Origin of the sequence: Exobacillus caeni, from assembly GCF_005747095.1 — a bacterium.
GTDB lineage: Bacteria > Bacillota > Bacilli > Bacillales > Guptibacillaceae > Exobacillus > Exobacillus caeni.
The window spans coordinates 239,732-252,495 of record NZ_SWLG01000005.1 but is presented as its reverse complement, the minus strand read 5'-3'; the positions used below and the strand labels follow the sequence as shown (position 1 = coordinate 252,495).

Here is a 12,764-nt window from a genome sequence, read left to right as displayed (position 1 = left end):
CTTAAATATTATAGATTGTAGGGTAAAATGAAAGTAAAGGGGAAATAAGGAGCGACGAGGCAGGGAATGATTTTATGGACTTAGAAATAATAAAGGAAATTCTTACAAAGGAAAATATATTGGACTTGCTGGAGCAATATCGTGCTTTAGGGCCGCTCCCTGGTATCTTTCTCCCAATGCTTGAAGCACTTTTGCCTATTCTACCGTTGTTTTTGTTTGTCGCAGGCAATGCGGCAGCTTACGGATTCTGGCTCGGCTTTTTATTCTCGTGGATCGGTGCAACCCTGGGTGCTCTACTTGTTTTCCTTGTTGTCAGGCGTCTGGCCCAGCAAAGATTAATGAAATTCATTGCCAGGCATGAAAAAATCCAGAAAAGCTTGAACTGGGTGGAACGGCATGGCTTTGGAATGGTATTTTTACTGTTGTGTTTTCCTTTTACACCCTCCGCTTTTATAAATGTAGTCGCAGGCTTATCCAGAATGAGTGTAAAAAGCTTCATACTTGCCGTTGTGCTTGGGAAAATGGTTATGATCGCGATCGTTTCCTTTATTGGCCATGACTTTCTATCTTTAATTCAAAAGCCGATTGAACTTGTGCTTATTGGACTTGCTATCCTCGTTCTATGGGGAGGAGGCAAGTACCTTGAGGTTAAATTAAACCAGAAGCATCAAAAGATGATGTGAAAAAGGACTCTCTCATTTTTATTGAGAAAGTCCCTTTTTATGATCTAGAAAAACTTCTTTTTGCCCTGTTCTTCTTTTAAGATCTCAACCGCTTCACGGAAACGCTGGGAATGAACAACTTCTCTTTCGCGCAAGAATTTTAATCCGTCGTTTAAATCTGGATCATCTGACATATTGATAATCCATTGATACGTTGCTCTCGCTTTTTCCTCAGCTGCGATATCTTCATACAAGTCCGCGATCGGATCGCCTTTTGCTTGAATATAAGTTGCCGTCCAGGGTGAACCGGCTGCATTGTGATAAAAGAGTGCTTTATCGTGATTTGCATAGTGGCCTCCAAGGCCGGCAGCTTTCATCTGTTCGGCAGTTGCATCCTTTGTAAGCTTATAAACCATCGTAGCGATCATTTCAAGATGGGCGAATTCTTCTGTTCCGATATCTGTTAACAATCCGATTACTCTATCGGGAATTGTATAACGCTGGTTTAAGTAGCGAAGGGCTGCCGCGAGTTCTCCATCCGCACCGCCATATTGCTCGATCAAAAACTTGGCGAGCGTAGGATTACATGTGCTCACTTTAACGGGATACTGCAGCTTTTTTTCATAATACCACATGGGATGACGCCTCCCTATTAGATATCGTTTCTTTCAATTGTTTAGATCTGCCACGGCCAGGGAGTATCATCCCAGTTCCAGGGATACCCTACATAACTGTTACCGAATTGCTGTAGAGGGCCATAAATTTGCTCGATCTGCTTTTTTAGCCGCTTTCTTTTTTTCGCAAATTCATTGAACTGTTTAATAGCATCCATATCGTTTGGGTGTGTATCGAGATACAGGGTGAGTTCCACAAGCACAAAGTCAACCGCCTGAAGATCTTCCATGAGCTGATAAAACTCTGGTGGCAATTGTTTGTGGCTCATTCTCTCATCCCCTTTTTCATATTCGCTTCAACAGGACTCTCATACGGGCTGAACAAAGCAGGCCATAACGTTCCTCTGTGAAGCGCTTCCCTTGGAGAGAACTGTTCCAGTCCATAAGGCTGAAAACCCATATAAAGGTTTGGAGGTGTGTTATACCTCTTGACACGAACAGGAGGGCATGGATCGAACGGACTGATATAAGGATGCCAATATTTCATGTTTGAAGACATTCGAAAAACCTCCTTATAAATAAAAACGAAAACAAAAAATCCCGCCACTATGTTTTTATGCCAGTTATAAAAAAAACATGCCGGTTAATCAAACCTTTGAAACTTTTCTATAGGCTTTCATAGTCTATAAAAAAGCAGAGGCGGGATATGTGATGATCAATTGGTTAGCGTTACTGGCAGGAATGCTCGCCGTTGCGGCAATTCTGTTATTTCGTATATTATTTATGAAGAATAGAAAGAGAAGCCAGATAGAGCAACATCTTATTTTATGGGTTTTGTTTGATTTTACTGAAAAACAGGTGATCGGCAGTTCAAAATCAAACATAATTGATGGAATTGACACGAATTCCATGGAGAAGCTTCTAAAATTTGATCACATGGCCATTCAAAGAGCTCTGAAAAAGATGGAAAAAAGGGGAGAGGTTTATAAAGTGGGTGAAAGCTGGCATATCACGCAGAAAGGTATAAATGTTATGTCCAGGTTGTTATCTGATTATCGAACCATGCAAATGAATTTGCTCACAAAAGTAGACTGCTCACAGATTGCATGCCCTTTATTAACTACCGGACTCCTTGAACGTTATCTTGATGATATAGATGGCTGATAGTTATTCTTTCCTTGTTCTATCCCCGCTATTTCCTAATAAAAATGATGTATGGACAGGATGGGGGGGATTATGTTGTCTACAGGGTTGCCTCTTGCGGCAGTGATAACGCTTGCCGGTTGGTTAGGTTATTTGTTAGGAACGATATTAAAAGGCAACTTGCCTATTTCAATCCACAGGGCAAACTTGTTCTGCGGGTGCTTTTTGATCGGTTTAATCCTTTTTGGGTTCTTGCCCCATCTGATCCATTCAGCGAATCCTTTAATGGTTAAGGGAGGTTTAATCGCTGGTGCAGCAGGCTATTTTCTGTTCCATCGCCATACCAATGAAAGGAAGAGGGAAGGAAGTTCACATGTTTCCCCGGTGTTTCTTTATATTCTTGCTCTTGCAGCCCATAATTTTCCGATGGGATTGGCGATAGGAGCACAGATCGGAGCAAACGCAGGATTGGCAGGTGCTTTGCTTTTGATGGTGCTGTTTCATCATCTTCCGGAAGGGTTTGTTATGAACCTTCTGATGAATAACAACCGGAAGGCGTTCCTGGCGGGTCTTATTCTAGCTGCAGTGGTGGGATTGGGAACATTCATCGGTTTTTCAACAGGGACGATCTCCGGAAATATCATAGGTTTGTTTGCATTATTAGGAGGCATCTCTTTTGGAATGATTTTAGCGACTGCTTTAAAGGATATGATCTGGCCTGCTACCAGTAAAGTTTCATTATTATCCTTTTTGGCTATTTTCACAAGCGGTATAGCATTGCCCTGGGCGTATTACCAATTTTTATAAGTAATGTGAGCGTTACCTTCTTTAAAAAAACGCTGGCAAGACTTTTGGGGGGATATAAAAAAGAAGCACATTTTGTGCTTCCTCATTCATCTTTTGAAACTTGATTGTTCCACTCAGATAACCTGTTTTTCATTTCATGTACGCCTAACATAAACGGATAGTTTTCATGGACAAACGTTTTTTCGCGTTCATCCATTTGCTCATAAATATGAACAAGCTCGGTCCAATCCCTTGTAATCTTATTCAACTTTGTTCTAAAGCCTGCTAATCCCATATGAACATAACTCCTTTTTTTAGTAGTCACTATATAAATGCTTTACCCGAAAAATATAGGTCATAAAAGGAATAGTGTGTTCTATATCATTTTAAAGGTTGAAAAATATATTGACACGGCGTCTCCTGGTGGTAAAATAGTATCAATTTACCAACAACAGGAGAGGGAGAGAGAATGTGATTCGTCAACTGACCGAAAAAGACCATGAACGGTGTATTCGCTTTTTAAAGCAAGAACCTTCGATCAATCTTTTTATCATCGGTGATATTGAAGCGTTTGGCTATGATACTGAGTTCCAACAGATATGGGGAGACTTTGATGTTAATAATGAGCTTCGAGGTGTGTTATTGAGGTTTTATCAAAATTATATTCCTTATGGTACAGGAGAGTTTGATGCCAAAGGCTTTGCTGAAATTATGAAAAGAGATTCAACTATTCGAATGATCTCAGGGAAAACGGAAATTGTCGACCGTTTTGACAGGTATGTTGGCGATTGGATAGAAGAAAAGCGCGAAACCTATTTTTCGGAGTGCAGGGATGTTCATCAGCTTGATGGTATGGAGGCCGATGATGTGAAAAAAGCATCACTCGAGGATATCGATCGCATACTCTCGTTCAGGAAAAAAATCTTTAATAATTCTGCAGAAAATGCCAGGGAAAGCCTGTACCAGGTGATGTCAAAGAATGCAGCCCGCACTTTTTTTATTGAAGACAATCATGAAATTGTTTCCGGGGCATCTACCACTGCAGAAAATACCATTTCAGCGATGGTCGTTGCTGTAGGAACACTTGATAACTACCGGAAAAAAGGGCTCGCTACAAAATGCATGACTCGTTTATGCAGGGAAGTATTGGGAGAAGGAAAGGTACTGTGCCTTTTCTATGACAATCCAGAAGCTGGAAAGATTTATAAACGGCTTGGTTTTTCAGATATAGGGAAATGGAGCATGAATACAATAAAACAGCCAGCTGGACTAAAATAATTTTTTGTGTTGAATATTAGTAAGAGAGGGCGACAACAATCGCCCTCTCTTATGGATTACACCTTGCTTTTATTCACCTGGCCCCTTAGTTCTTGCAACTCTTCCAGCAACGCCATTATCATTTTATCGCTTTTTTGAAGCTCTTCATTCAGGCGCAGGATCGTTTCTTCCTCCCAGTTAAACGGGTCTCCGTTCTCTGGTGTGACCGGTAGACCCTTATAAATGTCTCCTTTTTCTTCGCTGGCCGGATTTAAATGGACCGCTACCTCGCAAATGGGATCCCCTTTTGCAATCCGTTTGCGTAAATTCACTTTTCCGTATCCGAACCTTCTTGCAGCAATCCCGCCGAACACACTTGAAGTCATATTGCACAAATGCGGTGCATCCTGGACAACTTTACCGAATGGGCAGGATGTAGCTTTTACAACAACTTGTTCATTATTGACGGAAATAATTTCAAATTCACCGCCGATAGAGTTTTTTAAGTCTACTATTGTTTCTGCATACTTTTCGATCGTCCATTTTGTTTGATCGTCATAAAAGCTTTCGACCCATTCACCAGTTCGAAGTCCTAGCTGTTTTATATATTCACTGGCTGTATCTCCGATTGCTCGTTTATGAAGATGAGCGTATTGTGTAATCAGCTTAGCTAAAAACAAATGTCCTGTGAGAGAGGTATTAGCCATCGATTTTCCTCCCAAAAAGTTTAATATATTACTATATTACAAAATTCACGGCGAATTTTAAAGATTATTGCAAGAAAAGCTACTGGATTGTTTAAAAATGGTAAAAATGATACGAACGTACTTTCTACACACTCTGTTAATTTAATGAAATTCATGCGATAATAGAAAACAGCAAAAATAGACCGGGGGTGGTGTTGTTGGCGCTTCATTTTGTAATAGGAAGAGCAGGAGCAGGTAAAACAACGCATTGCTTAAATCATATCAGAACGCAGTTGAAAGAAGACCCAATGGGAGATCCTATTATATATTTAGTTCCCGAACAAATGACTTTTCAATCCGAATATGAGCTGATCGATACACCTGGGATTGAAGGCATGATCCGTTCACAGGTATTTAGCTTTACAAGGCTTGCGTGGAAAATTCTCCAGGAAACAGGCGGATTGGCTCGTCTTCACCTTAGTTCAACCGGGACAAGCATGATGCTTAGAAACGTTATTGAGAAAAGAAAGCAGGACTTGAAAGTATTTCAGCGTTCCTCGAATAAAACTGGCTTTGTCGATCAGTTGAATGACATGATAACAGAGTTTAAGAGATACTGTCTGGAATCTGGCAGGCTCGATCAGCTATTACGTGGAATAGGAGAGGATAATGATACCGGAAGAGGGATCTTAAAAGACAAATTGCATGATCTTCAACTAATCTATCAGGATTTTGAACAGGCGATGATAGGCAGGTATGTTGATTCAGAGGATTATTTGAAACTTTTGTCTGAACGGATATTGGATTCAGAATACATACGCGAGGCTGAAATAGTTATCGATGGTTTTCATAGCTTTACCCCTCAGGAGTATTTAGTGCTTTCTTCTCTATTAAAACACGCAAAGAAAGTGACGATATGCCTTACGATGGAGCATGTGTACGAACAGCTCCCCCATGAACTCGACCTGTTTCATGAAGCGGGAAGCACATATTGTAAATTGATCGATCTAGCAAACGAACTTAATGTTCCATATGAAGAACCAGTAACGCTCAGTGGGCCATCAAAAAGATTTAGTGCAGCTGAGCTTTCACACCTTGAACAGAATTATTTTGCAAGGCCAGCGTCTTCTTTTAATGAACCTGTTAATCAAATCAAGCTGCACAGTTCTGTGAATAGGCGAGCGGAAGTAGAAGCGGCAGCGAGGGAAATTATCCATTTAGTGCGCGACAAAAACGTTCGGTTCCGTGACATAGCAGTCATGGTCCGAAACATGGGAAGCTACTATGACTTAATCGAAACTGTTTTTAATGACTATAACATTCCTTATTTTGCCGATGAAAAACGCTCCATGCTGTATCACCCTGTGATTGAGCTTATAAGGTCGAGTCTTGATACCGTTCTTTATAACTGGAGATATGAAGCGGTGTTCCGATGTGCCAAGACTGAACTGCTATTTCCGCTCGATGAGGGAGTATCCAGAGAAGAGTATCGGGAAAAAATGGATGAACTTGAAAATTATGTCCTTGCATACGGAATTAAAGGTCATAGATGGAAAAAGGACGAACAGTGGGAGTACCGCCAGTTCAGACAGCTTGAAGATGAAGAACCGGAAACAACAGACGAACAGAAGGAAAAGCAGAAGGTCATAAATGATATGCGGGAAGTAATCGTTGCTCCCCTTTATTCGTTTGAAAGGAAAATAAAAAAAGCAAAGAACGCACGACAAATGAGTGAAGCGCTCTATTACTTATTAGAAGGGTTGGATGTTCCGGAAAAAATCGAGCGTTTAAGAACCAGCGCGGAAAAGAACGGAAACCTTGCAAAAGCGAGAGAACACGACCAGGTATGGCGAGCAGTTATCCAAATGATCGACGAGCTTGTAGAAATCATCGGGGAGGAGAGTCTTCCTTTCGATATGTTTGTTAAAGTAGTGGAAGCTGGATTGGAGAGCATGAAGTTTGGGCTCGTTCCTCCTGCGCTTGATCAGGTTTTAATCGGCAGTCTGGATAGGACCCGTTTTTCAAACGTCAAATGCGGCTTTCTTCTTGGTGTTAATGATGGAGTGATCCCTTCAAGGATGGCAGAAGAAGGGATCCTTTCAGAACAAGAGAGAGAATGGATGGAAGATAAGGGCGCCGTGCTTGCACCTACATTGAAACGTAAACTGCTCGATGAACAGTTCTTGATTTACAATGCCCTCGCAACATCTTCTGAGCGTTTATGGATCAGTTATCCTCTTGCTGATGAGGAAGGAAAAGGACTTCAGCCTTCTATGGTGGTAAATAGGATAAAAGATTTGTTTCCGACACTCCAAGAAAAGCTGTTATTTGCTGACCCTGGAGAAGATGAAGGGATAGAATGGTTGTTTGCGGCAAATCCAGCACAGGCATTCTCTGCCCTTACTGGCAGGCTCCGCCAGTGGAAAAGGGGTTACAGCATTCATGAGTTGTGGTGGGATGTTTATAACTGGTTTGTGGAAAATGCTGAATCGCATCCTGAAAGCGGGAGGATCATCCACAGCTTATTTTATCGGAATATCGCCGCGAAACTGCAGCCTGAAACAAGCCGTGAGCTTTATGGCTCAACGATTAAGGCCAGTGTATCCCGAATGGAGCGTTATCAAGCATGTGCGTTTTCACAGTTTGTTTCACATGGTTTAAAGCTGAAAGAACGCCAGATGTTTAAACTGGAAGCGCCTGATATCGGCCAGCTTTTCCATTCGGCATTGAAGCTTGTATCAGAACATATTCGACAGCATCAGTTGGACTGGGGCAAACTGTCGCCTAAGCAGCTCCAGGAACTAGCGGACAGAGCAGTGACCCATCTTGCTCCGAGGCTGCAGAATGAGATTCTGTTAAGCTCTAACCGCCACTACTATTTAACAAGAAAGTTAAAACAGGTGGTTGGGCGAGCTTCTTCTGTACTTGGGCAGCAGGCGAGAAAGAGCGGGTTTTCACCGATTGGACTTGAACTGGGCTTTGGTCCGGGGGCAGAGATTCCTCCTATCCAACTTAACTTAAAAAACGGCAGCAAGCTAGAATTGATAGGAAGGATCGACCGCGTCGACCGGGCGTTGACAGATAATGGGTTATTATTAAGAGTCATCGATTATAAATCAAGCGGTAAGTCGCTTAATCTTGCTGAAGTATACTTTGGCCTGGCGCTGCAAATGCTCACGTATCTGGATGTTGTGGTGACTTATTCAAAACAGTGGCTTGGAAAAGAAGCCCTGCCTGCTGGAGTATTATACTTCCATGTCCATAATCCGATGCTGCAATCAAAAATGGCATTGCCGGGAAGCGAAATTGACCGTGAGTTGTTCAAACGATTTAAAATGAAGGGAATGCTTTTAGCGGACAAAGAAGCAGCTGCGCTCATGGATGAAGATATCTTTTCTGGCCGTTCTGACATTATCCCGGCAGGATTGAAAAAGGACGGCTCTTTCTATAAAAATTCATCTGTCATTTCCCGGGATCAATTTGAAGCTGTCAGACAGTATACAAGAAATACCATTGAAAAAGTTGGCACTAATATTTCAGATGGAATCATCGAGATATCACCATATAAATTAAAAGAAAACACGCCATGTATGTATTGTTCGTTCAGGTCGATTTGCCAGTTCGACCAGGCGATGGAAGATAACCGTTTTAGACAGCTGCCAGCTGCGAGCGATGACGTGTATTTGCAGAAGATTTTGGAGAAAGGAGGACTAATCGGTGAATGATTTATTAAAAAAACCTGAAGGGTCTACCTGGACTGATGAACAATGGGAAGCGATCGCTTCGAGAAACCAGGATATCCTTGTTGCAGCCGCAGCGGGTTCCGGAAAAACTGCCGTGCTAGTGGAACGGATCATAAGAAGGATAACGGATGAATCAGACCCGGCTGAGGTAGATCGCCTCCTTATCGTGACGTTCACGAATGCAGCCGCAGCTGAAATGAGAAAAAGAATCGGTGATGCACTCGAAAAACAATTGAAAGAACAGCCTTCCTCCGTCTATTTGAGGCGGCAGCTTTCTTTAATTAATAGAGCATCTATTTCAACACTGCATTCTTTTTGTATGGAAGTACTCCGGCGCTATTATTACAAAGTTGATCTAGATCCTGGATTTCGTGTTGCCGATGATACAGAAGCTTCTTTGTTGAGGGAGGAAGCACTCGAGGAACTTTTTGAAGAAAACTATAGCCAGGAAGACAATGAAAAGTTTTTTGACTTAGTTGATCGATACAGCACTGACAGAAGTGATGTTGACCTTCAACTATTAGTTGAAAAACTATATAACTTTTCAAGAAGCCATCCGTGGCCAAATTCCTGGCTGGATGAAATGGCCTCAAAATATGATGATACCGGGGACTTCGAAAATCTTTCCTGGATTTCGGAAATTATCGGGGATGTAAAGCGCCAGCTTAAAGGCTTTGAAACGATGTATGAAAAAGCGATCGAAATTGCATATAAACCAGGCGGACCCGAGCCATACCTTCAAAACCTGGAGGAAGAGCTTACGATGGTCAGACTCTTGTTACAAGCTGCAGAACAATCATGGGAAAAGCTATACGAAGCGTTCAAGGGTGTTAAGTTCGGTCGCTTAAAATCATGTAAAGGCGACCAATATGAATCACGTTACATCGATCAAGTGAAAGTGATTCGAGACAGCGTGAAGAAATCGCTTGGTTCTTTAAAAGAAGACTTATTCGAAAGAGAGCCGGAGGAGTATCTTGAAGACCTCAAGGCCCTATCGCCTGTCATTCGAACCCTTGTATCGCTTGTAAAAGAATTCGGATTAAAGTACCAGAGCAAAAAACAGGAAAAGGGGCTTGTAGATTATGCGGATCTGGAACATTATTGCCTTGCGGTGCTTCTTGACGAAAAAGCCGTACAGGAAAATCCGGTTCCGTCTGATGCAGCCTCGGATTTTCGAAAGCAATTTGTAGAAGTACTTGTGGATGAATACCAGGATACGAACCTTGTACAGGAAACTATTTTAAAGCTTGTTTCTGAAAGCGAAGAGGATAGTGGCAACCTGTTTATGGTAGGGGATGTCAAACAAAGCATCTACCGCTTCCGGCTTGCTGAACCGGGACTGTTTTTAATGAAATATAAAATGTTTACAAAAGCTGGTGAGATCGGGGGAAAAAGAATCGATCTTGCTAAAAATTTCCGAAGCAGAAGTGAAGTGCTTGACGGAACAAATTTTGTGTTTAAACAGATAATGAACGAGGATGTCGGCGAGATTGAGTATGACAGGGACGCTGAGCTTGTTCAGGGGACGGAATATCCGCATGCGGACGGAACCGAAGCAGAACTGCTTCTTATTAACAGAACGCCAGCTGATGACGATGAAGAAGAGCAAGAAGGAGCTGAACTAGAAAAAGTGCAGCTTGAAGCCCGGTTGTTGGCTAAGAAAATCAAAGGATTGTTGGGGAAGGACGGAGGAACAAGGACAAAGGTATTTGATAAAAAAGGCGGATACATGCGCCCGATTGAATACAGGGATATCGTCATATTGCTTCGTGCCACTTCCAGCTGGGCACCGACGATCTTAGAAGAGCTAAAGCAGGCGGGAATACCTTCATATGCAGAATTATCAACCGGTTATTTTGATGCTACAGAGGTTTCCGTCATGATGTCGTTATTAAAAGTCATCGATAATCCATATCAAGATATTCCGCTTGCAGCTGTCCTTCGTTCCCCTATCGTTGGACTGTCTGAAGAAGAGCTTGCCCGGATTCGCATTCATGATAAGAAGGCAAGCTACTTCCAGGCGCTCAAGCACTTCCTGGCAGAAACAACTTCAGACAACGAGTTAAATCAAAAGCTTGGAAAGTTCGTGAACGTTTTAAACGAATGGCGTGCCAGGGCAAGGGAAGGGGCATTATCAGATTTAATCTGGCAATTGTATCGAGAAACGAAATATTTTGATTTTGTTGGAGGATTGCCAGGAGGAATCCAAAGGCAGGCAAACCTCCGTGCACTGTATGACCGTGCGAGACAGTACGAATCGACGAGCTTCAGGGGCCTGTTCAGATTTTTGCGATTCATTGAGCGAATGCAAGAGCAGGGCGGTGATCTTGGAACAGCGAGAGCACTCGGTGAACAGGAAGATGTTGTACGTCTGATGACGATTCACAAAAGCAAGGGATTAGAGTTTCCTGTCGTTTTCTTAGCCGGTATATCGAAACAATTTAATATGCGCGACTTGAACGATAAGTTCCTGCTGCATAAGGAAATCGGTTTTGGGACGAAATATATTGATCCTATCCAGCGAATCAGTTACCCTACTCTTCCGCTGGTTACCATTCAGAAACGCATGAAGATGGAATTGATCGCAGAAGAAATGAGGGTGTTGTATGTCGCTTTAACCCGTTCTCGTGAAAAACTCTATTTGGTCGGAACGGTTAATGATTTTGAAAAAGAGGTTCAAAAGTGGCTTGAATCAGCAGGTGAAGAAAAGTGGATTTTACCGGATTATGAACGTGCGAAAAGCAAATCGTACCTGGATTGGATCGGGCCGTCACTTATTCGCCATCGCGATTTGAAACCGTTAAGAGAACGTTATTCTGTTCCTGAAACAATTGTGGAAGATATTTATCAGCATCCTTCCACTTGGAAGTTCGAACAATTTGAAGCTGGCGAATTCAGTCAAATTGAGGGCGAGGCTGAAAAGCAGGAAGAAGCTATTTTATCATTGATTCGCAATCAAGAGCCTGTTCATGTCAGTGGAGAGTGGGAAGAGCAAATCAATCGGCAATTAAAGTGGCAATATCCTCATTCTTCTGCGGTTAGCCGCATGTCAAAACAAACAGTAACGGAGATCAAACGGCAAAAAGAGATTTTTGATGATGAAAGAAGCGATAAAGAGTTCATTAAGCAATTTCAGAAACCCATCGCCGAGAGGCCGAAGTTTCTCCAGAGCAAAAGCCTTACACCTGCTGAAAAAGGAACGGCAATGCATATTGTCATGCAGCATTTAGTTGGCAAAAAGGATGTAACTTCGGAAATGCTCGAAGAACAAATCACCATGCTGGAACAAAAAGAGCTTTTAACAAGAGAGCAAGCAGAAGCGATTGAAAGAGGAAAAGTGCTCGCATTCTTTCACTCCGATCTCGGTAGCAGAGTACTGGACGCCAAGAAAATCCATAAAGAGATCCCTTTCAGCCTTGGGGTCCCTGCTGATTGGGCCAATACCGACTGGAAAGGCGATAACGAAACAGTTCTGCTTCAGGGTGTGATCGATTGCATTCTAGAGGAAGAAGACGGCCTTGTGTTAATAGATTATAAAACAGATAATATTTCCGGCCGGTTTACAACGGAAGAGCATGCGGATAAGGTAATGAGGGAAAGGTATCGTGTCCAGCTTGACCTTTATGCAAGTGCGGTACAGCAAATATGGAAAAAACCATGCAAGGAAAAAATCGTTTATTATTTTGATAGTGAAACAGCTATTACAATATAAAAAGCAAAAGACTGGAGGGAACCGTTTGGTGATGCTCGTTCTCAACCAGTCTTTTCTTTATGGATGATTTTCCTAAATAGTACGTATTTGGAAGAGAAGTCAGGGGAAAAAAATAATAAAAGAACATGAAAAAAATGTAAAGAAAATACGTTTGGCTCTGT

The 12,764-nt window shown here is 42.2% G+C and carries 11 protein-coding genes; 6 read left to right on the top strand and 5 right to left on the bottom strand.

Annotated features, from left to right (window positions below; genetic code table 11):
• Positions 1-74 precede the first annotated feature (74 nt).
• Positions 75-683 carry a TVP38/TMEM64 family protein gene (locus FCL54_RS08710; protein ID WP_138125400.1) on the top strand — a complete coding sequence of 203 codons (609 nt, stop codon included), beginning with the start codon at positions 75-77 and terminating at the stop codon, positions 681-683.
• Between the two features lie 44 nt (positions 684-727).
• On the opposite strand, the gene FCL54_RS08705 is transcribed toward FCL54_RS08710, so the two are convergent.
• From FCL54_RS08705 to FCL54_RS08695, 3 genes are read right to left on the bottom strand one after another with little or no spacing between them, the layout of a single operon-like run.
• A complete protein-coding gene (locus FCL54_RS08705; protein WP_138125398.1) occupies positions 728-1,297 on the bottom strand; it encodes a manganese catalase family protein in 570 nt (189 codons plus the stop codon).
• Positions 1,298-1,338: 41 nt separating this feature from the next.
• Complete coding sequence (locus FCL54_RS08700; RefSeq protein WP_138125396.1) at positions 1,339-1,605, bottom strand: spore coat protein CotJB; 267 nt, start codon at positions 1,603-1,605, stop codon at positions 1,339-1,341.
• Positions 1,602-1,835: a spore coat associated protein CotJA gene (locus FCL54_RS08695; protein WP_138125394.1), complete on the bottom strand. Its 234-nt coding sequence runs from the start codon at positions 1,833-1,835 to the stop codon at positions 1,602-1,604. Before FCL54_RS08695 ends, FCL54_RS08700 begins: the two co-directional genes overlap by 4 nt.
• Before the next feature lie 152 nt (positions 1,836-1,987).
• Between FCL54_RS08695 and FCL54_RS08690 the strand changes: the two genes are divergently transcribed.
• Together FCL54_RS08690 and FCL54_RS08685 are read left to right on the top strand one after the other, a co-directional pair.
• Positions 1,988-2,440, top strand: a complete 453-nt coding sequence (locus tag FCL54_RS08690) for a hypothetical protein (RefSeq protein ID WP_138125392.1) — start codon at positions 1,988-1,990, stop codon at positions 2,438-2,440.
• 75 nt (positions 2,441-2,515) lie between these two features.
• Complete coding sequence (locus FCL54_RS08685; protein ID WP_171016752.1) at positions 2,516-3,226, top strand: ZIP family metal transporter; 711 nt, start codon at positions 2,516-2,518, stop codon at positions 3,224-3,226.
• An 82-nt stretch (positions 3,227-3,308) separates the two neighbouring features.
• On the opposite strand, the gene FCL54_RS08680 is transcribed toward FCL54_RS08685, so the two are convergent.
• On the bottom strand, positions 3,309-3,500 hold the full coding sequence (locus tag FCL54_RS08680) for a hypothetical protein (RefSeq protein WP_138125388.1): 192 nt from the start codon (positions 3,498-3,500) through the stop codon (positions 3,309-3,311).
• Between the two features lie 176 nt (positions 3,501-3,676).
• Here FCL54_RS08680 and FCL54_RS08675 point away from each other — a divergent pair, with 176 nt between their 5' ends.
• Positions 3,677-4,483, top strand: a complete 807-nt coding sequence (locus FCL54_RS08675) for a GNAT family N-acetyltransferase (RefSeq protein ID WP_138125386.1) — start codon at positions 3,677-3,679, stop codon at positions 4,481-4,483.
• A gap of 56 nt (positions 4,484-4,539) precedes the next feature.
• Here the strand turns inward: FCL54_RS08675 and FCL54_RS08670 are convergent, their stop codons facing one another.
• Entirely contained in the window at positions 4,540-5,169 is a 630-nt protein-coding gene (locus tag FCL54_RS08670) for a methanogen output domain 1-containing protein (RefSeq protein WP_138125384.1), read from the bottom strand.
• A 197-nt stretch (positions 5,170-5,366) separates the two neighbouring features.
• On the opposite strand from FCL54_RS08670, the gene addB reads away from it, so the two are divergent.
• Positions 5,367-8,873: a helicase-exonuclease AddAB subunit AddB gene (gene addB, locus FCL54_RS08665; protein ID WP_138125382.1), complete on the top strand. Its 3,507-nt coding sequence runs from the start codon at positions 5,367-5,369 to the stop codon at positions 8,871-8,873.
• Complete coding sequence (addA, locus tag FCL54_RS08660) at positions 8,866-12,603, top strand: helicase-exonuclease AddAB subunit AddA (protein ID WP_138125380.1); 3,738 nt, start codon at positions 8,866-8,868, stop codon at positions 12,601-12,603. Before addB ends, addA begins: the two co-directional genes overlap by 8 nt.
• Positions 12,604-12,764 lie beyond the last annotated feature (161 nt).

Bases quoted from the DNA above. Each gene is read 5' to 3' on its own strand.
- FCL54_RS08710 (WP_138125400.1), top strand. From the start codon at position 75: ATGGACTTAGAAATAATAAAGGAAATTCTTACAAAGGAAAATATATTG.
- FCL54_RS08705 (WP_138125398.1), bottom strand. From the start codon at position 1,297: ATGTGGTATTATGAAAAAAAGCTGCAGTATCCCGTTAAAGTGAGCACA.
- FCL54_RS08700 (WP_138125396.1), bottom strand. From the start codon at position 1,605: ATGAGCCACAAACAATTGCCACCAGAGTTTTATCAGCTCATGGAAGAT.
- FCL54_RS08695 (WP_138125394.1), bottom strand. From the start codon at position 1,835: ATGTCTTCAAACATGAAATATTGGCATCCTTATATCAGTCCGTTCGAT.
- FCL54_RS08690 (WP_138125392.1), top strand. From the start codon at position 1,988: ATGATCAATTGGTTAGCGTTACTGGCAGGAATGCTCGCCGTTGCGGCA.
- FCL54_RS08680 (WP_138125388.1), bottom strand. From the start codon at position 3,500: ATGGGATTAGCAGGCTTTAGAACAAAGTTGAATAAGATTACAAGGGAT.
- FCL54_RS08670 (WP_138125384.1), bottom strand. From the start codon at position 5,169: ATGGCTAATACCTCTCTCACAGGACATTTGTTTTTAGCTAAGCTGATT.